The following is a 23205-nucleotide window of genomic DNA, read 5'->3' as shown; positions in this document are numbered from 1 at the left end:
GCGGATGCCGCTGCCGACGCCGGTGTTAACAAGGTCACAGGGAAGGGGCCCCTAAATTGAACGGGGACTGTCACCGGCCTAGATTATTCTTATCGGAAGAGTGCTGTCGCACCGGCGTGATCCCTGCGTATATCGCGCTAACGCCCGGGCGATGCAGGGAGGTAATTTCAATGCCGAAGACACTGACACCAGCGGGCACCCTCTACCGTGGGCGGGAGGGCCAGTGGTCCTGGGTGGCCCACCGCATCACCGGGGTAGTGATTTTCTTCTTCCTCCTGGTCCACGTGCTGGACACGTCGCTCGTCCGGGTGTCGCCCGAAGCCTATGACGCCGTCATCGCCTCCTACAAGAACCCGATCATGGGTCTCGGGGAGCTCGGCCTCGTCGCGGCGATCATGTTCCATGCCTTCAACGGCATCCGGTTGATCCTCGTGGACTTCTGGAAGAAGGGCCCCAAGTACCACCGCCAGATGCTCTGGAGCGTCGTCGGCGTCTGGGCCGTCGTCATGATCGCCTTCTCGATCCGCCATCTCACGCACGTCTTCGGAGGTTAGGACCCATGGCTACCCCAATCATCGAAACCCCCCGCTCCGGGCGCGTCGCACCGGGCTACTCGCGCACCACCAGCTCGCGCAGCAACTTCGAGATGGTCGCGTGGCTGTTCATGCGCATCTCGGGCGCCATCCTCGTCGTGCTGATCTTCGTCCACCTGTACGTCAATCTCGTCGCCGGTGACGGCATCAGCGGGATCGACTTCGGCTTCGTGGCCGGCAAGTGGGCCAGCCCGTTCTGGCAGATCTGGGACCTCACGATGCTGTGGCTCGCCATGCTGCACGGGACCAACGGTATCCGCGTGATCATCAACGACTACGCGGACAAGAACAGCACCCGCATGTGGCTCAAGGGCGTGCTCTACACGGCGACCCTCGTCATCGTGGTCCTCGGCACCCTCGTGATCTTCACCTTCGATCCGTGCCCCGTGATCGACGGCGTCGCCCACGTCGCCGACTACTGCCCCACCCCGTAGTACTGCTCCGTAGCACTACCCGAAGTACCTGCCGGTTCCCGGCAGCCCCCGCGTGGCAGGCTCATCGGAGCGCCCCCATGCACCGACACCGGTTTCAACAGAAAGAGCGACCAGCATGCAGGTCCACAAGTACGACGTCGTCATCGTCGGCGCCGGTGGCGCAGGGATGCGCGCAGCCATCGAATCGGGCCAGCGGGCCCGTACGGCCGTCCTGACGAAGCTCTACCCCACCCGCTCCCACACGGGTGCCGCGCAGGGCGGTATGTGCGCGGCCCTCGCCAACGTCGAGGAGGACAACTGGGAGTGGCACACCTTCGACACCGTCAAGGGCGGTGACTACCTCGTCGACCAGGACGCCGCCGAGGTGATGGCGAAGGAAGCCATCGAGGCCGTCCTCGACCTCGAGAAGATGGGCCTGCCCTTCAACCGCACCCCGGAGGGACGCATCGACCAGCGCCGCTTCGGCGGGCACACGCGGGACCACGGCAAGGCTCCGGTCCGCAGGTCCTGCTACGCCGCCGACCGCACCGGACACATGATCCTGCAGACGCTCTATCAAAACTGCGTCAAGCACAACGTCGAGTTCTACAACGAGTACTACGTCCTCGACCTGCTGATGGTCGACGAGGAAGTCACCGTCGACGGCGAGACCCGCCTTCAGAAGCGCGTGGCCGGCGTCGTCTCCTACGACCTCGCCTCGGGCGAACTGCACGTCTTCCAGGCCAAGTCGGTCGTCTTCGCCTCCGGCGGCGTCGGCAAGGTCTACAAGACCACCTCGAACGCCCACACGCTCACCGGCGACGGCATGGGCATCGCGTTCCGCCGCGGCATCCCCCTCGAGGACATGGAGTTCTTCCAGTTCCACCCGACCGGCCTCGCCGGGCTGGGCATCCTGCTCTCCGAGGCCGCACGCGGCGAGGGCGCGATCCTCCGCAACTCGGAGGGTGAGCGTTTCATGGAGCGCTACGCCCCCACCATCAAGGACCTGGCACCCCGCGACATCGTCGCGCGGTCCATGGCCAACGAGGTACGCGAGGGCCGCGGCGCCGGCCCCAACAAGGACTACGTCCTGCTCGACCTGACGCACCTGGAGCCCGCGCACATCGATGCGAAGCTCCCGGACATCACCGAGTTCGCCCGCACCTACCTCGGTGTGGAGCCCTACACGGAACCGGTGCCGGTCTTCCCCACGGCCCACTACGCCATGGGCGGCATCCCGACCAACATCCAGGCCGAGGTGCTGGCGGACAACGACACCGTGGTACCCGGGCTGTACGCGGCCGGCGAAGTGGCCTGCGTGTCCGTCCACGGATCCAACCGCCTCGGCACCAACTCGCTGCTCGACATCAACGTCTTCGGCAAGCGTGCCGGCATCGCCGCCGCGCAGTACGCGCTCACCGCCGACTTCGTCGAGATCCCCGAGAACCCCACGGTGGAGACGGAGGAACTCCTCAACCGGGCCCGCAGCTCCGAGGGTGGAGAGCGCGTCGCGCTGATCCGCAAGGAACTGCAGGACATCATGGACGCCAACGTCCAGGTGTTCCGTACCGAGGAGACACTGCTCGAGGCACTGCGTGTCATCGATACTCTGGAGGAGCGCTACACGCGCATCACGGTGCAGGACAAGGGCAAGCGGTTCAACCTGGATCTGCTCGAAGCCGTGGAGCTCGGGTTCCTCCTCGACATGGCGAAGGTCATGACCGCGGCGGCCCTGCACCGCAAGGAGTCGCGCGGCGGACACTTCCGCGAGGACTACCCCGAGCGGGACGACGAGAATTTCATGACCCATTCCATGGCCTACAAGGACCCCAGCGCCACCGAGACCAGCGGCGTCCGCCTTGAGACCAAACCGGTTATCTTCACCCGATACCAGCCCATGGAGCGTAAGTACTGATGAGCACCGAAACGATGGAAAAGGAGCCGGCCTCCAAGGTCGAGCTCGCACCCGGCGTCGGCGGCGGTGGAGAGATCCCCACGTTCGACATCACCCTGAAGGTCCGCCGCTACAACCCCGAGGTCTCCGACGAGGCCCACTGGGACGAGTGGAAGCTGACCATGTACGGCACGGACCGCGTGCTCGACGCACTGCACAAGGTCAAGTGGGAGCACGACGGCTCCGTGTCGTTCCGCCGCTCCTGCGCGCACGGTGTCTGCGGCTCCGACGCCATGCGCATCAACGGCCGCAACCGCCTCGCCTGCAAGACCCTGCTGAAGGACCTCGACACGTCCAAGCCCATCCTCGTGGAGCCCATCAAGGGCCTCCCCGTGGAGAAGGACCTGATCGTGGACATGGAGCCCTTCTTCCAGTCCTACCGCGAGATCATGCCGTTCCTGATCAGCAAGGGCCACGAGCCCGCGAAGGAGCGCCTGCAGTCCGCCGAGGAGCGCGACCGCTACGACGACACCACCAAGTGCATCCTCTGCGCGGCGTGCACGTCGTCCTGCCCCGTCTTCTGGACCGACGGCCAGTACTTCGGTCCCGCGGCGATCGTGAACGCGCACCGCTTCATCTTCGACTCGCGTGACGACGCCGGGGACATGCGCCTCGAGATCCTCAACGACAAGGAAGGCGTCTGGCGTTGCCGGACCACCTTCAACTGCTCCGAGGCGTGCCCCCGCGGCATCCAGGTCACGAAGGCGATCTCCGAGGTCAAGCAGGCCATCCTGACCCGCAAGATCTGATCGACGCGACGAACCACCGCCGGTGACGCCGGCAGGAGAAGGGCGGCCCCGGTGACGGGGCCGCCCTTCTCCGCGTCTACGGGGTCAGGTGTGCTTCTTGCGGCGGCCGCGCGGGATGAGGCCCCGCCGGATCAGGTTCCGGCCGATCAGGCTGCGCCGGACCAGGCTCCCGGCCTTCGCGCCGTGGTCGCGGTCGCTCGCCTGTTGCAGGTCGGCCGCGCTCACGGCGCTCCAGGACGCGGCGAGCAGGTACACCTGGCTGAGGAAGAAGAACCAGACGAAGAGGCCCAGGATCACCGCGAACTGCAGCAGGATGGCGTTCCGGCCGAGCCCGGACAGCAGGAGCGTCGAGAAGGTCCGCAGGATGGTGCTGCCGATCCCGGCGATCACCGCGCCCTGCAGCAGTGACACGCGGGGCATCTCGATGGCGGACGCGCTGTGCAGCAGGACCACGGCCACGAGCGTGTCGAGGATGACCATCACCGCGAATCCGGCGAGCTGCGTCAGCACCCGGCTCACGGAGTCCAGGTTCAGCAGTGCGAGCAGCGCACCGAGCGTGTCGTTCGCGAGCACCCCGAGCACGGTGGTCACGAGCATGACGACGGCCAGCAGGGCGAGCGTGAGCAGGTCCTTGACCTTGATCAGCACGGGGTTGCCCATGACGGGCGCAAGGTCGAAGATGCCGCGCATGGCCTCCCGCATGCCGGACACCCAGCCGAGCGACGTGGCGAGCGTGACGACGGAGGAGACGAGCAGGGTGATGCCGAAGCCGGTCGTCTCGCTGAAGAGGGCGTCGGGCTCCACCAGCCCGCCCCGCCCCTCCACGGTGATCAGTCCCGGTACGGCCTGGGCCAGGGCGTCGATGACGATGCCCCGCAGCGCCTCGTTGCCGGCGATCACGAGCCCGAAGGTCGCGAAGCCGACGAACAGGAGCGCGGCGATCGCGAAGAACAGGCGGTAGGCCAGACCCGCGGCCATCAGAGGCCCGCGCCGCTCGTTGTAGAGCACGAACACCCGCACGGGCCGCAGGGTGAAGAACCGGCACAGGGCGAGGTCCACCCGGGCGAACAGGAGCTCCGCTCCCCCGGTCCCGGACCGGGTCAGCCGGCCGACCTTGACCTGGGCGTCGATGACCCGGTGCTGCAGGTCGGTCAGGCTGGCGGGTGACGGCTGGTCAACCCGCGGCGGCTTCGGAGCTGTCAGCGTCTTCGCCAAAGTGCAGCTCCTCCCTCAACTTCCACAGCCCTGACGGCACGTGCTCATAGAGTCCCATGGATCGCACCTCGAAGGAGGCCTCGAACGCCTGGAGCACCTCGACGGCAGCGTCCAGTCCCGCCTCGGAGACGTCGTGGGCCACCGTGACGTGCGGGTGGAAGGGGAACTCGAGGTCGCGGTCGAGCGGTCCCGCCTGGAGCTGCGTGTGCAGCGCCACGCATTCGTCGAACCCCTCCTCGAGGTTCAGGAATACCACGGGCGAGACCGGCCGGAAGGACCCGGTGCCGACCAGGCGCACCGTGAACGGACGCTGGCGGCGGGCGACGGAGCGCACGTGGTCGATGGTCTCGTCCCAGTCGGTGGCCGGCGTCGTCGTGATGAGGGTGATGTGCGGCGGCACGACCGCCGCCATCGGATCGCCGAAGGACCCACGCCACGATTCCAGGTCGCCGGCGAGGGGTTCGGGGATGGGGATGGTGACGCCGACGCAGCTACCGCTCGGGCGCGGGCCTGCGAGGGCTGTCACCACTCCGTGGGGCTGACCGGTCGGGGCGCACATGGATCAGAGGGCCCCCGCGCCGGGCAGGAAGCCCACGCGGGCATAGACGTCGGCGAGCGTGGGAGCGGCGAGGTCGCGGGCCTTGGCCGCACCCTTGGCCAGCAGGCGGTCGAGCTCTGCGGGATCGGACAGCAGCTCTTCGGCACGCGTGCGGACGGGGGTCAGCGCCTCGACGACGACCTCGGCGAGGTCGACCTTGAGGTGCCCGTACATCCGCCCCTCGTAGTCCGCCTCGAGGTCCGCGATGGACCGGCCGGAGAGGGCGGAGAAGATGGCGAGCAGGTTCGAGATGCCGGGCTTCTCCGCCGGGTCGAACCGGATCTCCGTACCCGTGTCGGTGACGGCGGACCGGATGCGCTTGGCGGTGGTCTTCGGATCGTCGAGCAGGTTGACGAGCCCGGCCGGCGAGGGCCCGGACTTGGACATCTTCGCCGTCGGGTTCTGCAGGTCGTAGATCTTCGCCGACTCCTTCTGGATGAGGGGCTGGGGAAGCACGAACGTCTCGCCGAACCGCGCGTTGAACCGCTGGGCCAGGTCACGGCTGAGCTCCACGTGCTGGCGCTGGTCCTCGCCGACGGGGACGCCGTCGGGCTGGTACAGCAGGATGTCGGCGGCCTGCAGGATGGGGTAGGTGAAGAGCCCCACGCTGGCCGTGTCGGTGCCCTGCCGGGCCGCCTTGTCCTTGAACTGGGTCATGCGGGACGCCTCACCGAACCCGGTGAAGCAGTTCAGCACCCAGGCGAGCTGTGCGTGCTCGGGTACGTGGGACTGCACGAAGAGGGTCGCCTTGTCCGGGTCGACGCCGCCGGCGATGTACTGCGCGGCCGTGAGCCGCGTCCGCCGGGCGAGTTCCTGGGGATCCTGCGGGACGGTGATGGCGTGCAGGTCGGGGATGAAGAAGACGGCGTCGTAGGTGTCCTGGAGGCGCACCCAGTGCACGAGCGCACCGAGGTAGTTCCCGAGGTGCAGCGAGCCCGCGGAGGGCTGCATGCCGGAGAGGATGCGCTGGCGCCGGCCGGTGGCCGAGGCGGTCGTGGACGACGTCGTGGAGGCTATCGTGGGGGCTGTCATGGAGGCTGTCCTGTGGTCTAGATCTGGTAGTCGACGACGAGCGGGGCATGGTCCGAGAACCGCGTGTCCCAGCTCGGTGCCCTGTCGACCTCGGCGCTCACGGCGCTCTTGGCCAGGGCCTGGGTGGCGAGCTGGTAGTCGATGCGCCAGCCCGTGTCGTTGTCGAAGGCCTTGCCCCGCCAGGACCACCACGTGTACGGGCCGTCGACGTCCCCGGCGAGGAGCCGGGCGACGTCGAGGAAGCCGCACTCGTCGGAGAAGAACCGGTCGAAGTAGGCCCGTTCCTCGGGCAGGAACCCGGCGTTCTTGACGTTGCCCTTCCAGTTCCGGATGTCGAGCTGCGTGTGGCCCACGTTGAGGTCGCCCATGACGACGGCGTGGTCCGCACCGTCCCTGAGCTGGGGCAGCCGGGTGATCATGGCGTCGAGGAACCGGTACTTGTCGTCCTGCTTCTGGGTACCGACCTCGCCGGAGTGCACGTAGGCACTGACCACCGTGAGGCTCGCGCCGTCGACGTCGAAGTCCGCCTCGACCCACCGGCCGGCCGTGTCGAAGTAGCTGTCACCGATGGACGTGCGCGTGGCGACGGGCGCCTGGCGCGAGGCGATGGCCACGCCGGCCCGGCCCTTGGCCTCGGCCTCGGTGTGGAGGATGTGCCAGTCATCGCCGAGGAGGCTGTGGACGACGGCGTCGGGTGCGCGGACCTCCTGCAGGCAGAGGATGTCGACGTCGCGCTGATCCAGCCATTCCCGCATCCCGCGCTTGTAGGCGGCGCGGATTCCGTTGACGTTCACGGACGCGATGCGGAGGGGTTTCTGCGGAGGATTCGGTGCCGGACTCACCCGATCAACCTTACCCCGCAGGGTGTCCCCCGGTGCTCCCGGCGGGACGCCCTCACTCGACGACGGTCCCCTCGACAGGACCCTCACTGGACCCCTTCATCATGGAGCGGGCGTTGTGCGAGGTGATCTCGATCGTCTCGAGGGCACGCTCGACCATTCCCTCGTCCTTGCCGAGATAGTCGCGGACCACGCCCACCTGCACCTGCACGATCTTGAAGCTGTGGTCGAGCTTCAGGTCCCGTGCGCGGTCGGCGGCCGGGGGGCCCGCGGGCGACTGTCCCGGGGCGCCGAAGGCCCCGTGGCCCTGCAGGCGGGCGGCGGCCTTCCGCGCGGCGGAGCGTAGGCTGAAGACCACGAAGCCGAAGATCAGGAGCCACCCCAGCGAGATGATCACCACGAGCCAGCCGATCACGTCGTTCTGGTTCGCCGCGAAGACCACGGCGACCAGGAACACGACCAGCATGACCGCCATCCCGGCACTGCCCATGCGCATGCTCATGCCCCGGCCCGCTGGCCGCTCATTGCTCCCTAGTGACTGCATGGGATCATTCTTCCCCATGCCCGGGCCCGCCCCGGTGCCTTCCACCGCGGGCGAACTGTCAGGTTCCTCGAAGACTTCTCCCACCTCCGCCCATCCGTGATGCCGATCACCCCGAAGTACAGGCATGCGCGCCCTACGGTGCGCCTCACTCGCTCTATGGAGGAACACACCATGAACAAGAAGATGCGTTTCCTGGCAGTACCGGCACTCGCCCTCGGCGCCGTCGCCCTGGCCGGCTCCCCCGCGATGGCCGCCGACGCCTCCTACTCCTCGACCCTCGGCCAGCTGAACGGCACCACCGGCACCGGCAGCATCACCGTCGACGTCAAGGGCGACCAGGCCACCGTCAACCTCCAGGTCTCCGGTCTCGCCCAGACCTTCATGGACGGTCCGTACCCGCACGTCCAGCACGTCCACGGCGGAGCGCTCGGACAGTGCCCCACCATGGCGAAGGACGCCAATGGCGACGGCATCGTCAGCGTCACCGAAGCCGCTGATCTCTACGGAGCGATCCAGACCACCCTGACCACCAGCGGTGCCACGACGCCGGCCGAAGGCCTGAACCTCCAGCTGGGCGGCCAGGGCGGGACCTACAGCGTGCAGCGCACCATCACGCTGGACGCCGCCACCAAGGCGTCCCTCGAGTCCGGCACGGCGGTCGTCGTCGTGCACGGCCTGGATCCCGCAACCGCCGGTGTCCCCGCGGAGGTCTTCAACTCCCCGAGCGACCTCGACCCGGCGCTGCCCCTCGGCGCCACCTCCCCCGCACTGTGCGGCACCCTCGTGCAGACCCAGATGGGTGCCATGCCCTCGGGCGGAGCGGACACCGGTGTCGCCACCGAGTCCGGCTCCGGTTCGGTCGGCATGATCGCCCTCGGCGGAGGGCTCGTCCTCGCGGCAGCAGCCGGTGGAACCTTCGCCGTGCGCCGTCGCGCAGCACAGAACGCCTGATCCCGGTACCTCGTGACCAGTAGAGCAACCGACCACCGCTGGGGCTTCACGGCCCCGGCGGTGGTCGCCCTTTTCCTCCTCGCCGGCTGCTCCTCCGCCGGCTCCCCCGCGGCGCCCGAGGCCACGGCAGCGGACTCCCCGGCGGCCGTCGCGACGCCGTCGGCCCCTGCCGCCCCGTCCACCCCCACATCCCCTGCCCCTCCCGCTGCTCCCTCGACGGGCCCCTCCGGTGCGGCCGCGCCGACCGGACCCGCGGTGCTCCCCGCCTCAGCACCCGTGACCCTCGAGATCCCCTCCATCGGCGTCAGGACGGATCTGCTCCGCCTCGGCCTCCGCGAGAACCGGAGCCTCGAGGTACCGCCCGACGGCCCGGGCGCTCCCGCCGGCTGGTACGACCAGTCCCCCACCCCGGGCGATCGCGGGCCTGCCGTGATGCTCGGCCACGTGAACGCGACCGACGGCGGCAAGGGCGTCTTCGCCGATCTCCGGGCCCTCGGGGCCGGCGACCGCATCGACGTCACCCGTGAGGACGGCACGACGGCGGTCTTCGAGGTCCAGCGCGGGGAGGCGTACCGGAAGGACGAGTTCCCCACCCTCACGGTGTACGGCAACACCCCGGGCTCCGAGGTGCGTCTCATCACGTGCGACGGGTACAACCCCGACACCGGGGAGTTCGACGACAACTACGTCGTGTACGCCACCCTCGTCCCCTAGCGCCGGGCCCGGCCGGACCCTACTTGAGGAACAGCTTCCGCAGGCGCAGCGTGGTGAGGAGCATGCCGACGGCGATCATCACCAGGAAGTAGCCGAGGTGGATGATCGTGGCCGTCGTGAACGAGGCGACGCTGATCTGCCGAAGCAGTTCCACCCCGTGCCACAGGGGCAGCGCCTGGATGAACCACTGGATGCCCTGCGGGTACACGCTGAGCGGGTAGAACGTTGCCGAGAACAGGAACATCGGCAGCATCACGAAGTTGATCCACTCCATCTGCTGGAACGTCTTCATGAAGCTCGTGATGCCCATCCCGAAGGACGCGAATCCGAACGCGATCACCACGGACGCCGGGATCACGAGCAGTGCGACGGGTGTGGTGAGGAGCCCCATGAGGCCCATGACCGCCGTGAAGCCGGTGGCGTACAGGGCTCCCCGCAGCAGGGCCAGGAAGATCTCCCCGATCGCCACGTCCAGCGGTCCGAGGGAGGTGTAGAGCATCCCCTGGTAGAGCTTCGCGAAGTTCATCTTGAAGAAGACGTTCCACGTGCTGTCGTACACGGCGCCGTTCATCGCGGAGACGGCGAGCAGCGCGGGCGCGATGTACGCCGCGTAACTGATCTCCTGACCGCCCGGGCCCTCGACCGTGCCCACCAGCGCGCCGAGGCCCACACCCATGGACACCAGGTAGAGCACGGGCTCGAAGAAGCCGGACACCATGATCAGCCAGTTGCTGCTGCGGGTGGCGAGGAGGCCGCGGGCGATCACCGCCTTGGCGTTGCGCGAGTACAGCGCCGCGAGGGGCCGCGCGGATCCGGAGAGCGCGTAGTCCTGCGCCGTGAGCTGCGGACTCATCGGCCGAGCTTCCTCGCGTAGACGGACCGTGCCCGGCGCAGGCCGGCGACGGCGAGGACCACCAGGAACAGCACGTGGACGACGGCGAGCCAGACGGGCACGTCATGCCCGTACGTCAGGGCACGGCCGAGTTCCGTCCCGTGCCACAGCGGGGAGATCCAGCCGATCCACCGCAGGAACACCGGGAGGGTGTCCAGGGGGAAGAAGGTCCCGGAGAAGAGGAACAGGGGTGTGACGACGAAGCGCATCACGAGGGCGAACTGCCCCTTGTCCTCCTCGACACCGGCGGAGTAGGCCATCAGCGGGAGGCCGAACGCGAGCCCGCTGAGCACCGCGACGGGGACGGCCGCGATTCCCGTGGCCGACGGCGACGCGCCGAACAGGGCCACGATCAGGAAGTAGACGAGCGTCGTCGCCGTCAGCCGGGCCGTGATCGCCAGGACGTGGCCGTTGACGATCTGGGCGGGCTCGAGGGGCGAGGCATGCGGGCCGTAGTAGACCCTCCGCCACTTGAAGCCGTCCATGACCGGGTAGGTGAACTCCGTGGCGGCCGTCATGATCGCCGCGGACGCGAGCAGCGCCGGGGCGATGAAGGCGAGGTAACTGACACCGCCGAAGGCCCCGGCGGCGTTCCGGTCCACGAGCGTCGCGAGGCCCACGCCCATCGCGAACAGGTACATGACGGGCGTACCCACGCTCGAGGCGAGCAGCGTCCAGCGGTAGCCGTTCATGGCCCGCAGGACGTGCTCGGCGTAGTACCAGGAGCCGAACCTCCGGGCGCGGCTCGCCGACACCCCGGGCTTGTGGGCGTGCAGCCGGTACGGCGGGCCGGCTGTCTCCTGCACGTCCGCGGGACGGTGCTCAGTCAACGAGGCTCCTCCCCGTCAGGCGCAGGAACACGTCCTCGAGGGAGGACCGTCGCACGAGGGAGGTGAGAGGCCGCAGCCCGCGGGAGACCACCTGTTCGAGGGCGGCCTCGCCGTCGTGCGCGTAGATGAGCACGCGGTCCGGCAGCGGCTCGAGCCGCTCGCCGATCCCCTGCAGCTCCCCGGCGACCGTGGTGTTCCGCTCGGACCCGAAGCGCAGTTCGAGGACCTCGCGCGTGGAGTGCTCGCGGATCAGCTGCGCCGGCGATCCCTCGGCCATGATCCTGCCCTTGTCGACGACGACGAGCCGGTCGCACAGCTGCTCGGCCTCGTCCATGTAGTGCGTGGTGAGGATGAGGGTCACACCGGATTCCTTGAGCCGGAACAGGCGGTCCCACAGGATGTGGCGCGCCTGGGGGTCCAGGCCCGTGGTCGGTTCGTCCAGCAGGAGGATCTTGGGCTCGTTGATGAGCGAGCGGGCAATCGTCAGGCGCCGCTTCATGCCGCCCGAGAGGGCATCGACCTTCGCGCCCGCCTTGTCCGTGAGCTGCGCGAACTCGAGCAGCTCGTCGGCCTTGGGCTTCAGGTAGCTCATCGGCAGCCCGAAGTAGCGTCCGTAGACGATCAGGTTGTCCCGGACGCGCAGTTCCTCGTCGAGGTTGTCCTGCTGGGGGACGACGCCGAGATGGGCCCGCACCTCGGGGCCGTGCTCCTGCGGGTCGAGCCCCATGATGGTGAGCTGCCCGGACGTGCGCTGGGACACGCCGCCGATCATGCGCATGGTCGTCGACTTCCCTGCGCCGTTGGGGCCGAGCAGGCCGAACGACTCCCCTGCGGGGACGTCGAACGAGATGCCGTCCACCGCCTTGAAGTCGGCGTAGTGCTTGCTGAGCTGGTGCGCGGAGATGACCGGCGGACCGGGAGGGGTTGTGGGCACCCGCCCAGCCTAGGCGATGCTAGGCGGTGGCCGCCCGGCGCTCGGCCGCCTCGACGACGTTGGTCAGCAGCATGGCGCGGGTCATGGGTCCCACCCCGCCCGGGTTCGGGGACAGCCAGCTCGCCACCGATGCCGCGGCAGGGTCCACGTCGCCCGTCAGCCTCGCCTTGCCCGTCGCGGGGTCCTCGACGCGACTCACCCCGACGTCGAGCACGATGGCCCCGGGCTTCAGCTGGTCCGCCGTGATCATGTGCGGGATCCCCGCGGCGGCGACGACGACGTCCGCACGGCCGAGGTGGTCGGCGAGGTCCACGGTCCCGGTGTGCGCGAGGGTCACCGTGGCGTTGATCTGCTTGCGGGTCAGCAGGAGCCCCAGGGGACGCCCGACTGTCACCCCGCGCCCGACGACGAGCACGTCGAGTCCCTTGAGGGCGACGTCGTGCCGGAGCAGCAGTTCCACGATGCCGTGCGGGGTGCAGGGCAGCGGCGAGTCCATGGGGGCGTTGACGTTGAGCACCAACCGGCCGAGGTTGGTGGGGTGCAGGCCGTCCGCGTCCTTCGCCGGGTCGATGCGCTCGAGGATCGCGTTGGTGTCGATGTGCGCGGGCAGGGGCAGCTGCACGATGTAGCCGGTGGTGGCGTCGTCGTCGTTCAGCTCGTCGAGGACCGCCTCGAGCTCCGCCTGGCTGATCGTGTCCGGGAGGTCGCGCCGCACCGAGGTGATACCCACCTCGGCGCAGTCGCGGTGCTTGCCGGCCACGTAGGAGGCACTGCCGGGGTCGTCCCCGACGAGGACCGTCCCGAGCCCGGGCGTGATGCCGCGCTCGCGCAGCACCGCCACGCGCTCGGCGAGTTCCGCCTTGATCCGGGCGGCGGTCGCCTTCCCGTCAAGGATGCGTGCTGGTGTGCTCATGCGAATCGTCCTTCTCGGAGTGCCTGTCCAGTTGCTCGAGCAGGAATGCCTTGCCGCGGTCGCAGCAGCCGGTGAAGCAGCATTCCGCCGTGGGGATGTCGAAGTCCGTCGACGCGGCGGCCTGCGAGGTGAGGGCGCCGGGCGGGAACGGACCTACCACTCCTCCTGGCCCGGGTAGAGCGGGAAGTTCGCCGCGAGCGCGGACACGCGGGCACGGAGCGCCTCGACGTCGGGGGCCGGCTTCAGCGCGGCGGCGATGATCTCGCCGACCTCGGTGAACTCGGGAGCCCCGAAGCCCCGGGTGGCCAGCGCCGGGGTGCCGATGCGGAGGCCGGAGGTGACCATCGGCGGGCGCGGGTCGAAGGGGACGGCGTTGCGGTTGACCGTGATGCCGACGGAGTGCAGCACGTCCTCCGCCTGCTGGCCGTCCAGGGACGAGTTGCGCAGGTCCACCAGGACGAGGTGCACGTCGGTGCCACCGGTGAGCACCGAGACGCCGTGCTCGGCGACGTCGGAGGCGGTGAGGCGGTCCGCGATGATGCGGGCACCCTCGAGTACGCGTTCCTGGCGTTCCTTGAACTCCGCGGAGCCGGCGATCTTGAAGGCCGTGGCCTTGCCCGCGATGACGTGCATGAGGGGCCCGCCCTGCTGGCCGGGGAAGACGTTCGAGTTGATCTTCTTGGCCCACTCCTGCTTCGCGAGGATCACGCCGGACCGCGGACCCGCGAGGGTCTTGTGCACTGTGGAGGTGACGACGTCGGAGTACGGGACCGGGCTGGGGTGCACACCGGCGGCGACGAGGCCGGCGAAGTGCGCCATGTCGGTCCACAGCAGCGCACCGACCTCGTCGGCGATGGACCGGAAGGCCGCGAAGTCGAGCTGGCGCGGGTAGGCGGACCAGCCGGCGATGATGACCTGGGGCTTCTCGGCGAGGGCCTGCTCGCGCACGCGCTCCATGTCGAGGCGGTGGGTCTGCTCCTCGACGCCGTAGGCGGCGACCTCGTAGAGCTTGCCGGAGAAGTTGAGCTTCATGCCGTGGGTCAGGTGGCCGCCGTGCGCGAGGGACAGGCCCATGATCTTGTCACCGGGCTTGATCATGGCGGAGAGGGCGGCGGCGTTGGCCTGCGCGCCGGAGTGCGGCTGGACGTTCGCGAATTCCGCCCCGAACAGGGCCTTGACGCGCTCGATCGCGAGGTTCTCCGCCACGTCGACGTGTTCGCAGCCCCCGTAGTACCGGCGTCCGGGGTAGCCTTCCGCGTACTTGTTGGTCAGCACGCTGCCCTGGGCCTCGAGGACGGCGCGGGGCGCGAAGTTCTCCGAGGCGATCATCTCGAGGGTGTCCCGCTGACGTGCGAGTTCGTCCCGCAGGACGGCGGCGATCTCCGGGTCCACCTCGGACAGGGGCGCGTTGGTGACGGAGTCTGCGGCAGCCTGGGATGGAGCCGTGGGCGAAGTGGTCATCGGTTGATCCTTCTGTGGGTCTCGCAAGAGGTCAGCTTGAGTCGCGGGGCGGCGGATCGATCATCCGCGCCCGGCCGCTCAGAAACGTGACCCGCGGCCCAGGCGTGCGATCCGTGGTCTGCACTGGAAGCACGGGCTCTCCCGGGGGATCGTCCTGGCTCCATGCCGCTTCCTGGTGGTTGCCCACCCTACGCCAGTCGCGACGGTCCCATGCTAGCCGTACGACGACGTGACCCGCCACCGCATCCTCCTCACCCCCGGCGCGGGCCTGTCCGGGTACGGGAGGGCGCGCACGGTCGGCGCGCCCTCCCGGGCATCGCCTGCAGGAACGGCTCCCTTCCCCGGCCGGTGTCCGGGCGCCGGCGGAATACGGGATCGGGCTGGTCCGTTCGGGATGAGTGGAACGGGGTCCCGATGGACGGGAACCGCCAGGAAAGGTCTTGGGTCATGCTCGGGTCGGCTCGGCAGGTAGCGGTGGACGGGGAATCCCGCAGGGTGCGCGTCGTCGTGATCGGCGCGGGCCAGGCAGGGCTGAGCAGCGCCTACCACCTGGCGCGGCGGGGACTCGAACCGCACCGGGACTTCGTGGTCCTCGATGCGAACCCCGCGCCGGGCGGTGCCTGGCTGCATCGCTGGCCCGCCCTGACCTTCGACGCCGCCCACGCCCTGCACAGCCTGCCCGGCTTCCCGCTCGGCGCGCCGGACCCGAAGGAGCCGGCTTCCGCCGTCGTGAACCGCTACTACGGTGCCTTCGAGCGCGAGTTCGCCCTGCCGGTCGTCCGCCCGGTCACGGTGCTCCGGGTGGAGCCGGACGGCGCGGACCTCCCCGACGACGCTCACTCGGGCCCGCTGAGGATCACGACGACGGGCGGCACCTGGATCGCCGATGCGGTCATCAGCGCGACGGGGACCTGGGACCGCCCGTACTGGCCCTACTACCGGGGGCGGGACGTGTTCGCGGGGCGCCAGCTGCACACCCACGACTTCCGGTCCGCGGCCGAGTTCGCGGACCGGCGGGTCCTCGTCGTCGGCGGCGGGACGTCCGCCGTGCAGTTCCTGCTGCAGCTCGCCGAGGCCGGCGCGACGACCAGCTGGTCCACGCGCCGCCCGCCGGCCTTCACGCGCCGTCCGTTCGACCCGGAGTGGGGACGGGAGGTCGAGGCCGAGGTCACCGCGCGGACGAGCGCGGGCCTCCCCCCGGCCAGCGTGGTGTCGGTCACCGGACTGCCGCTCACCCCCCAGTACCAGGCGGGGATCGACGCCGGGATCCTCGTGTCGCGCGGACCGCTCACCGAACTGCGCGAGCACTCGGCGGTGTTCGCCGACGGCTCGGAGGAACCCGTGGACGCGGTCCTCTGGGCGACGGGCTTCAGGGCGTCACTGGATCACCTCGCACCCCTGCACCTCAGGGAGCCCGGCGGCGGCATCCGGACGGACGGCGTGCACGTCGTGAAGGAGCCGCGCCTCCTGCTCGTCGGGTACGGGGCATCGGCATCCACCCTCGGTGCCTCCCGTGCGGGCCGTGCCGCTGCGGCAGCCGCGGTCGGCTCCCTCCGAAGCATCGCGTCACACGAGGGCCCTGCCGGTAATCTGGCGTAGGTGACCTCCCCCGAGACCTCCCGTTCCTACTCGCTCACGCTCTCCTGCCCCGACAGGCCCGGGATCGTGCACGGTGTCTCCGGCGCCCTCGTGGGGGTGGGTGCCAACATCACCGAGTCGCAGCAGTACGGCAGCCCCGACACGGGCACCTTCTTCATGAGGGTCGCGCTCACCACCGGGGCCACCCTGCAGGATCTCCGCACCGCGCTCGAGCCCGTCGCCACGGAGTTCGGGATGGAGTGGGCGCTCGCCGAATCGGCCCGCCGCACACGGACGCTCATCATGGTCTCCCGGGCCGCGCACTGCCTCAACGACCTCCTGTTCCAGCACCGCTCGGGGACGCTCGCCATCGACATCCCCGTGATCGTCTCCAACCACCGGGACCTCGAGGGCCTCGCCGCGTTCTACGGCATCGAGTTCCACCACATCCCCGTGACGCCCGAGACCAAGCAGGACGCCGAGGACGCGCTGCGGGCCCTCATGGACCGCCACGACATCGAACTCGTGGTCCTCGCCCGCTACATGCAGATCCTCAGCGACGGGCTCTGCGAGGACCTCCGCGGCCGTGCCATCAACATCCACCATTCCTTCCTGCCGTCCTTCAAGGGCGCGCGTCCCTACCACCAGGCCCACGCGCGCGGCGTGAAGCTGATCGGTGCCACCGCCCACTACGTGACGGCCGTGCTCGACGAGGGCCCGATCATCGAGCAGGAGGTCATCCGCGTGGACCACGCCCGCACGGCCGAACAGCTCGCCTCGATCGGCCGCGAACTCGAGGGACGCGCCCTGGTGCAGGCGGTCCAGTGGCACGCGGAACGGCGGGTCCTGCTCGACGGCCGTCGCACCATCGTCTTCAACTGACGCCGGTCGGCCTAGGCTGACGTCATGACCAACCTCATCCCCTTCCGCGGCAGGACCCCCGACACCGGCGCCGCCGCGTTCACCGCGCCCACCGCCTCCCTGATCGGCGAGGTCACGCTCGGGACCTCCGCGAGCGTCTTCTACGGCGCGACCGTCCGTGCGGACACGGCGTCCATCCGGATCGGGAGCGGGACGAACCTGCAGGACAACGTGGTGGTGCACGCGGACCCCGGCTACCCGGCCAGGATCGGCGACCGCGTCAGCGTCGGGCATGGCGCCGTCGTGCACGGCTGCACCATCGAGGACGACTGCCTCATCGGCATGGGCGCCACGGTCCTCAACGGTGCCGTGATCGGGTCCTGCTCCCTGGTCGCCGCCGGTGCCGTGGTGCTGGAGGGCACCGTGGTGCCGCCGCGCTCGCTCGTGGCGGGGGTGCCGGCGAAGGTGCGCCGCGCCCTGGACGACGCCGAGGTCCAGGCGATCCGCGACAATGCCGAGCGGTATACCAGGCTCGCGGAGGAGCATCACCAAGCGTTAACTTCTTGACTACAAAGTCCGCCTGCGGCACCCTTGACCTCATGCCCGCAGAACTCCCCTCGACGATGAGGACACCCCTGAACACCGCGCTTCCGAAGCCGGGCTCCCAATCCGCACTGCGCGAGCAGAACCAGCGGCGCGTCATCGCCGCGCTGATGAGCGGCGGGCCGCAGACGCAGGCCGAGCTCTCCCGGCAGACCGGCCTGTCCACGGCCACCATCTCCAACATCGTCAAGGTCATGGCCACGTCGGGCATCGTGAGCACCACCCCGACCACCAGCTCCGGGCGCCGGGCGCTCTCCGTGATCCTCAACGACAAGGGCCAGGTCGCCGCCGGCATCGACATCGGACGACGCCACCTCCGGGTGGTCCTCGCCAGCCCCAACTACCGGATCCTGCAGGAGGCCTCCGTCAGCCTGCGGCCGGGCCACAGTGCCGTCGAGGGGCTCCGGGCGGCCTCCGACCTCCTCGACGCCCTGCTCGCGAACGGTGGCATCGACCGCCGCGCGCTCCTCGGCGCCGGCATCGGCATCCCCGGCCCCATCGACCGGCGGACCGGCACGGTGGTGCAGGGCGCCATCCTGCCCGAGTGGGTCGGGATCAACATCCGCGAGACCTTCGGCGAACGGCTGCAGGTCCCCGTGTTCATCGACAATGACGCCAATCTCGGCGCGCTCGCCCAGGTGACGTGGGGGCCGCACAGCGCGGTGGAGAACCTGCTGTTCATCAAGGTGGGCTCCGGGATCGGCTCCGGCCTGGTGCTCAACGGGTCGCTGTACTACGGCAACGTCGGTGTCACCGGGGAACTGGGGCACACCACCATCAACGAGCAGGGCGTCATCTGCCGGTGCGGCAACAGGGGCTGCCTCGAGACCGTCGCCTCCACGTCCACGATGATCGAGCTCCTCGGCCGCGGCAGCGCCGAGACCGTGGACACCCAGCGCATCATCGAGTGGGCCCTCGCCGGCGACACCGCGGCCCTGCGCGTCATCGACGACGCCGGTGCCGCCATCGGCCGCGCACTCGCCCACGTGGCCAACCTGATCAACCCCGAGACGATCGTCATCGGAGGCCCGCTGACGAGCCTCGGCGACATCCTGCTCGAGCCCGTCCGGCGCGGCCTCGCCCGCCACGCTGTCCCGCTCATCGGCGAGACCACGAGCGTGTGCATGTCCTCGCTCGGGGACCGCGCCGAGGCCCTCGGCGGCGCCGCCGTCGTGCTCGCCCACCCGGGACTCACCCCTGCCCTGGCGAGCTCAGCATAAAGATTTGATCTGTTTTCTCCGTGCTTTGCGTTCAACAGTTGACGCCAAGGCACCCTAGCGTGTTCAATTCTTTCGGGCCGAGGTTGGGCCTGCACCAAGACAACGCCGTCACCGCGGGAGGCTCCATGAACAACCACACCATCCTTGAGATGCGCTCCATCACCAAGGAGTTCCCGGGAGTCAAAGCCCTCTCCGACGTCTCCATCGAGGTCAGCGCGGGCGAGATCCACGCCATCTGCGGGGAGAACGGCGCCGGCAAGTCCACCCTCATGAAGGTCCTCTCGGGGCTCTACCCCTACGGCGACTACTCGGGAGAGATCGTCTTCCAGGGCGAGGTCGTCCAGTTCAAGGACATCCGCTCCAGCGAGGCGGCGGGCATCGTCATCATCCACCAGGAACTCGCCCTCATCCCCGAGCTCTCGATCGCCGAGAACATCTTCCTCGGCAACGAGCCCACCCGTTTCGGCGTCATCGACTGGGACTACGTCAACCGGACCACCCTCGACCTCATGGCCCGCGTGGGACTCACCGAGGACCCGACGACGAAGATCAAGGACATCGGCGTCGGCAAGCAGCAGCTCGTCGAGATCGCCAAGGCCCTCAACAAGTCCGTGAAGCTCCTCATCCTCGACGAGCCGACCGCGGCCCTCAACGAGTCCGACTCGCAGCACCTCCTGGACCTCATGGCGGGCCTGCGCTCCAAGGGCATCTCCTGCATCATGATCTCCCACAAGCTCAACGAGATCGAGCAGATCGCCGACTCCATCACGATCATCCGCGACGGCAAGTCGATCGAGACTTTGCACGTCAAGAACGACGGCGTCGACGAGGACCGCATCATCCGCGGCATGGTGGGACGCTCCCTCGAGTCCCGCTTCCCGGAGCACACGCCGAAGATCGGCGAGACCTTCTTCGAGGTCCGCAACTGGACCGTCGGGCACCCCACGGTCCCCGACCGCCTCGTGTGCAAGAACTCGAGCTTCCACGTCCGCCGCGGCGAGATCGTCGGCTTCGCAGGACTGATGGGCGCGGGGCGCACGGAACTCGCGCGCTCGGTCTTCGGGCGCTCGTACGGCAACTTCAAGTCCGGGCACATCCTCATCGACGGCAAGGAGGTGACGCTGCGCTCGGTGCCCCAGGCCATCGACGCCGGCCTCGCCTACGTGACCGAGGACCGCAAGTCGCTCGGGCTCAACCTGCTGGACGACATCAAGACCACCACGGTGTCGGCCGACCTGAAGAAGATCACGCGCGGCCTCGTGGTGGACCGGGACGAGGAGTTCAAGGTCGCCGAGGAGTACCGGAAGTCCCTGCGCACCAAGACGCCGAGCGTCAACGACGGCGTCGCCACCCTCTCCGGAGGGAATCAGCAGAAGGTGGTGCTCTCGAAATGGATGTTCACCGACCCCGAGCTGCTCATCCTCGACGAGCCGACCCGCGGCATCGACGTGGGCGCGAAGTACGAGATCTACGGCATCATCCAGAGGCTTGCGGATCAGGGGAAGGGCGTTATTGTCATCTCCTCGGAACTGCCCGAACTGCTCGGCCTCTCCGACAGGATCTACACGATCTTCGAAGGTGCCATCACTGGAGAACTGACCCGCAATGAGGCGAATCAGGAATCGCTGATGAAGCTCATGACCGCCAGCAGGAAATCTGCCTGACCGTAGCCCTAGGAAAGACACCATGAATTCGCTCAAACAAATCCTCGGCGGGAACACCCGCCAGTTCGGGATGATCTTCGCCCTGGTCGCGCTCGTCGTGTTCTTTCAGTGGCAGACCGGCGGCAAGACCCTCACGCCCGGCAACATGATGAACCTGTTCAACGGCAACTCCTACATCCTGATCCTGGCGATCGGCATGGTGCTCGTGATCATCGCGGGGCACATCGACCTCTCGGTCGGGTCCATCGCCGCGTTCGTCGGCATCGTCGTCGCGATCGCCATGCGGGACTGGGGCATCCCCTGGTACCTGGGTGTCGTCCTCGGCCTGGTGCTCGGCGCCGTGATCGGCCTGTGGCAGGGATTCTGGGTGGCCTACGTCGGCATCCCGGCGTTCATCGTCACCCTCGCGGGCATGCTCCTGTTCCGTGGCGCCAACCAGGCCGTCGGCGATTCGAACACCGTGCCCGTGCCTGAAGGGTTCCGGTACCTCGGGGCGGGCTACCTGCCCGAGGTCGGGCCCAGCACCGGGTACAACAACCTGACCCTCCTGCTGGGGCTCGCCCTGGTGGCGTTCGTCATCTACCGCGAGATCCGCAGCCGCCGCAAGCTCGAGCGGATCGGTGCCGAGCTCCCTCCGACCTGGGTCCCCGTGGTCAAGGTCGGCCTGCTCTGCGCCGTCATCCTCTACGCGACCTACCTGTTCGCGACCGGCCGTCCCGGCACCTCGTTCCCGGTCCCGGGGCTGATCCTCGGCGTCCTCGTCATCATCTACGCCTTCATCTCCAACAAGACGATCCTCGGTCGGCACGTCTACGCGGTGGGCGGTAACCGCCACGCGGCCGAGCTGTCCGGCGTCCAAAGCAAGCGCGTCAACTTCATGGTCATGATGAACATGTCCGTCCTCGCCGCCCTCGCCGGCATGATCTTCGTCGGCCGCTCCACCGCCTCCGGCCCGTCCGACGGCGTCGGCTGGGAACTCGACGCCATCGCTGCAGTCTTCATCGGCGGCGCCGCGGTGAGCGGCGGCGTGGGAACCGTCGTCGGGTCCATCATCGGTGGCCTCGTCATGGCCGTCCTGAACAACGGACTCCAGCTGCTCGGCATCGGTGCCGACCTGACCCAGATCATCAAGGGCCTCGTCCTCCTCGTCGCCGTCGCCTTCGACGTCTACAACAAGAGCCAGGGCAAGCCGTCGATCATCGGTCTGCTCACGAGGAACTTCGGCGGGGGTGGCGATGGCAAGAAGGCCGACGCCCCAGTTCGCGAACCCGCTCCGACCGAGCAGGCCATCGGAACGAAGGAAGTAATCTCCCACGACGTCTAGGGTCCGTGCGCACGCCGGCCCTCAGGCAAGGAAGCTCCACCCGTCCATCAGAGCAAGAGCAACAGAAAGAGAATGGAATGCGTAAGTTCGCAAAATCCCTCGCAGCCATCGCTGCAATATCAGCATTGACGCTGACCGGGTGCGGCCGCGAAGAAACGGCTCCCGCAGCCGAGGGCGGCGACGCTGCCGCCGCCGGCTTCGAGACCGGATCCGCCATCGGTGTGGCCCTGCCGCAGAAGACGTCGGAGAACTGGGTTCTCGCCGAGAAGCTCTTCAACGACGGCCTGACCGAAGCCGACTACAAGCCCAACGTCCAGTTCGCCAACGGCGGCGTCTCGGAGCAGCAGAACCAGATCAGCTCCATGATCACCAACGGCGTCAAGGTCCTGATCGTCGGTGCCATCGACGGCGCGCAGCTCGGCACGCAGCTGGCCCAGGCCAAGGAAGCCGGCATCACCGTCATCGCCTACGACCGTCTGCTCCTCAACACCGAGGACGTCGACTACTACGTGGCCTACGACAACTTCAAGGTCGGCGAGCTGCAGGGCCAGGCCCTCCTCGACGGCATGAAGGCCAAGAAGCCCGAGGGCCCCTACAACATCGAGCTGTTCGCCGGATCCCCTGACGACGCCAACGCGAAGGTGTTCTTCGACGGCGCCATGAGCATCCTGCAGCCCGAGATCGACAAGGGCAACCTCGTCGTCGTCTCCGGCCAGACGTCCTTCGAGCAGGCTGTCACCCAGGGCTGGAAGGCCGAGAACGCCCAGAAGCGCGCGGACTCCCTGCTCTCCGGCAGCTACGGGTCCACCGAGCTCGACGGCGTCCTCTCCCCCAACGACACGCTCGCCCGCGCCGTCCTGACCTCCGTCGAAGGTGCAGGCAAGCCGCTGCCCATCGTCACCGGCCAGGATTCCGAGGTCGAGTCCGTGAAGTCCATCATGGAGGGCAAGCAGTACTCCACCATCAACAAGGACACCCGCGCCCTCGTTGAGCACGCCATCGAGATGGTCGGCAACCTGCAGGCCGGCGAGGAGCCCGAGGTCAACGACCCCGACTCCTACGACAACGGCGTGAAGACCGTTCCCGCCTACCTCCTCGAGCCGCAGATCGTCACGAAGGACAACGCCGCCGAGGCGTACGCCAACGACCCGACGCTGTCCGCGCTCACCAAGTAAGTACCGTCCGGACCCCGTCCGGCAGCATCACCGAAGCGCCCCGGCCACCAGGCCGGGGCGCTTCTTCGTGGCCGGCCGGGCGGACGGGATCGACGTCGCGAAGCCCCCGCGGGTGCTGGACGCGGCCCCCGCGGACGGCAAGGATGGG

24 protein-coding genes are annotated in these 23205 nt (G+C 68.7%); 13 read left to right on the top strand and 11 right to left on the bottom strand.

Features of this window, described 5'->3' with window-relative positions:
• Nucleotides 1-170 precede the first annotated feature (170 nt).
• From sdhC to QFZ50_RS02015, 4 genes are all read left to right on the top strand, one after another.
• On the top strand, nucleotides 171-554 hold the full coding sequence (gene sdhC / locus QFZ50_RS02030; protein WP_307081428.1) for a succinate dehydrogenase, cytochrome b556 subunit: 384 nt from the start codon (nucleotides 171-173) through the stop codon (nucleotides 552-554).
• Between the two features lie 5 nt (nucleotides 555-559).
• The gene (locus tag QFZ50_RS02025; protein WP_307081426.1) at nucleotides 560-1027 is read left to right on the top strand and encodes a succinate dehydrogenase hydrophobic membrane anchor subunit; all 468 of its coding nucleotides are present in this window, start codon (nucleotides 560-562) and stop codon (nucleotides 1025-1027) included.
• Between the two features lie 115 nt (nucleotides 1028-1142).
• Nucleotides 1143-2921 carry a succinate dehydrogenase flavoprotein subunit gene (gene sdhA / locus QFZ50_RS02020; RefSeq protein WP_307081424.1) on the top strand — a complete coding sequence of 593 codons (1779 nt, stop codon included), beginning with the start codon at nucleotides 1143-1145 and terminating at the stop codon, nucleotides 2919-2921.
• Nucleotides 2921-3709 (top strand): succinate dehydrogenase iron-sulfur subunit, encoded by a 789-nt coding sequence (locus QFZ50_RS02015; protein ID WP_104049193.1) that lies wholly within the window; start codon nucleotides 2921-2923, stop codon nucleotides 3707-3709. Before sdhA ends, QFZ50_RS02015 begins: the two co-directional genes overlap by 1 nt.
• 84 nt (nucleotides 3710-3793) lie before the next feature.
• On the opposite strand, the gene QFZ50_RS02010 is transcribed toward QFZ50_RS02015, so the two are convergent.
• From QFZ50_RS02010 to QFZ50_RS01990, 5 genes are read right to left on the bottom strand one after another with little or no spacing between them, the layout of a single operon-like run.
• Nucleotides 3794-4924 (bottom strand): YihY/virulence factor BrkB family protein, encoded by a 1131-nt coding sequence (locus QFZ50_RS02010; RefSeq protein WP_307081422.1) that lies wholly within the window; start codon nucleotides 4922-4924, stop codon nucleotides 3794-3796.
• Nucleotides 4884-5450, bottom strand: a complete 567-nt coding sequence (locus tag QFZ50_RS02005) for a 2'-5' RNA ligase family protein (protein ID WP_307081420.1) — start codon at nucleotides 5448-5450, stop codon at nucleotides 4884-4886. The genes QFZ50_RS02010 and QFZ50_RS02005 overlap by 41 nt, the downstream gene beginning before the upstream one ends.
• 36 nt (nucleotides 5451-5486) lie before the next feature.
• Nucleotides 5487-6554, bottom strand: a complete 1068-nt coding sequence (gene trpS, locus QFZ50_RS02000) for a tryptophan--tRNA ligase (RefSeq protein WP_307081418.1) — start codon at nucleotides 6552-6554, stop codon at nucleotides 5487-5489.
• A 17-nt stretch (nucleotides 6555-6571) separates the two neighbouring features.
• Entirely contained in the window at nucleotides 6572-7396 is an 825-nt protein-coding gene (locus QFZ50_RS01995) for an exodeoxyribonuclease III (protein ID WP_307081416.1), read from the bottom strand.
• A 52-nt stretch (nucleotides 7397-7448) separates the two neighbouring features.
• Complete coding sequence (locus QFZ50_RS01990; RefSeq protein ID WP_307081413.1) at nucleotides 7449-7937, bottom strand: hypothetical protein; 489 nt, start codon at nucleotides 7935-7937, stop codon at nucleotides 7449-7451.
• A gap of 171 nt (nucleotides 7938-8108) precedes the next feature.
• Here QFZ50_RS01990 and QFZ50_RS01985 point away from each other — a divergent pair, with 171 nt between their 5' ends.
• Together QFZ50_RS01985 and QFZ50_RS01980 are read left to right on the top strand one after the other, a co-directional pair.
• Nucleotides 8109-8888 (top strand): hypothetical protein, encoded by a 780-nt coding sequence (locus tag QFZ50_RS01985; RefSeq protein WP_307081411.1) that lies wholly within the window; start codon nucleotides 8109-8111, stop codon nucleotides 8886-8888.
• Nucleotides 8889-8900: 12 nt separating this feature from the next.
• The gene (locus QFZ50_RS01980; protein ID WP_307081409.1) at nucleotides 8901-9602 is read left to right on the top strand and encodes a class F sortase; all 702 of its coding nucleotides are present in this window, start codon (nucleotides 8901-8903) and stop codon (nucleotides 9600-9602) included.
• A gap of 19 nt (nucleotides 9603-9621) precedes the next feature.
• On the opposite strand, the gene QFZ50_RS01975 is transcribed toward QFZ50_RS01980, so the two are convergent.
• Genes QFZ50_RS01975 through glyA form a run of 6 tightly spaced genes read right to left on the bottom strand, consistent with a single transcriptional unit; the run spans nucleotide 9622 to nucleotide 14632 of the window.
• Nucleotides 9622-10455, bottom strand: a complete 834-nt coding sequence (locus tag QFZ50_RS01975; RefSeq protein WP_307081407.1) for an ABC transporter permease — start codon at nucleotides 10453-10455, stop codon at nucleotides 9622-9624.
• Complete coding sequence (locus QFZ50_RS01970) at nucleotides 10452-11324, bottom strand: ABC transporter permease (RefSeq protein WP_307081405.1); 873 nt, start codon at nucleotides 11322-11324, stop codon at nucleotides 10452-10454. The genes QFZ50_RS01975 and QFZ50_RS01970 overlap by 4 nt, the downstream gene beginning before the upstream one ends.
• The gene (locus QFZ50_RS01965) at nucleotides 11317-12258 is read right to left on the bottom strand and encodes an ABC transporter ATP-binding protein (RefSeq protein WP_307081403.1); all 942 of its coding nucleotides are present in this window, start codon (nucleotides 12256-12258) and stop codon (nucleotides 11317-11319) included. The genes QFZ50_RS01970 and QFZ50_RS01965 overlap by 8 nt, the downstream gene beginning before the upstream one ends.
• Before the next feature lie 19 nt (nucleotides 12259-12277).
• Nucleotides 12278-13171: a bifunctional methylenetetrahydrofolate dehydrogenase/methenyltetrahydrofolate cyclohydrolase gene (locus tag QFZ50_RS01960; protein ID WP_307081401.1), complete on the bottom strand. Its 894-nt coding sequence runs from the start codon at nucleotides 13169-13171 to the stop codon at nucleotides 12278-12280.
• A complete protein-coding gene (locus QFZ50_RS01955; protein WP_307081399.1) occupies nucleotides 13146-13331 on the bottom strand; it encodes a hypothetical protein in 186 nt (61 codons plus the stop codon). The genes QFZ50_RS01960 and QFZ50_RS01955 overlap by 26 nt, the downstream gene beginning before the upstream one ends.
• Entirely contained in the window at nucleotides 13325-14632 is a 1308-nt protein-coding gene (gene glyA / locus QFZ50_RS01950) for a serine hydroxymethyltransferase (RefSeq protein WP_307081397.1), read from the bottom strand. The genes QFZ50_RS01955 and glyA overlap by 7 nt, the downstream gene beginning before the upstream one ends.
• A 447-nt stretch (nucleotides 14633-15079) precedes the next feature.
• Between glyA and QFZ50_RS01945 the strand changes: the two genes are divergently transcribed.
• From QFZ50_RS01945 to QFZ50_RS01915, 7 genes are all read left to right on the top strand, one after another.
• On the top strand, nucleotides 15080-16231 hold the full coding sequence (locus QFZ50_RS01945; RefSeq protein ID WP_307081395.1) for an FAD-dependent oxidoreductase: 1152 nt from the start codon (nucleotides 15080-15082) through the stop codon (nucleotides 16229-16231).
• Complete coding sequence (purU, locus tag QFZ50_RS01940; RefSeq protein ID WP_307081393.1) at nucleotides 16232-17092, top strand: formyltetrahydrofolate deformylase; 861 nt, start codon at nucleotides 16232-16234, stop codon at nucleotides 17090-17092. It begins immediately after the preceding gene.
• A 24-nt stretch (nucleotides 17093-17116) separates the two neighbouring features.
• A complete protein-coding gene (locus QFZ50_RS01935) occupies nucleotides 17117-17638 on the top strand; it encodes a gamma carbonic anhydrase family protein (RefSeq protein ID WP_307081391.1) in 522 nt (173 codons plus the stop codon).
• A 32-nt stretch (nucleotides 17639-17670) separates the two neighbouring features.
• Nucleotides 17671-18894: an ROK family transcriptional regulator gene (locus tag QFZ50_RS01930; RefSeq protein ID WP_307086585.1), complete on the top strand. Its 1224-nt coding sequence runs from the start codon at nucleotides 17671-17673 to the stop codon at nucleotides 18892-18894.
• Nucleotides 18895-19019: 125 nt separating this feature from the next.
• Entirely contained in the window at nucleotides 19020-20558 is a 1539-nt protein-coding gene (mmsA, locus tag QFZ50_RS01925) for a multiple monosaccharide ABC transporter ATP-binding protein (RefSeq protein WP_307086583.1), read from the top strand.
• 22 nt (nucleotides 20559-20580) lie between these two features.
• Complete coding sequence (gene mmsB, locus QFZ50_RS01920) at nucleotides 20581-21882, top strand: multiple monosaccharide ABC transporter permease (protein WP_307081389.1); 1302 nt, start codon at nucleotides 20581-20583, stop codon at nucleotides 21880-21882.
• Nucleotides 21883-21959: 77 nt separating this feature from the next.
• Nucleotides 21960-23057, top strand: coding sequence for a substrate-binding domain-containing protein (locus QFZ50_RS01915; RefSeq protein ID WP_307081387.1), 1098 nt, complete (start codon nucleotides 21960-21962; stop codon nucleotides 23055-23057).
• Nucleotides 23058-23205: the final 148 nt, after the last annotated feature.

It is taken from the genome of Arthrobacter agilis, from assembly GCF_030816075.1.
Classification (GTDB): Bacteria; Actinomycetota; Actinomycetes; order Actinomycetales; family Micrococcaceae; genus Arthrobacter_D; species Arthrobacter_D agilis_E.
This window is presented reverse-complemented; position numbering and strand designations above follow the sequence as displayed.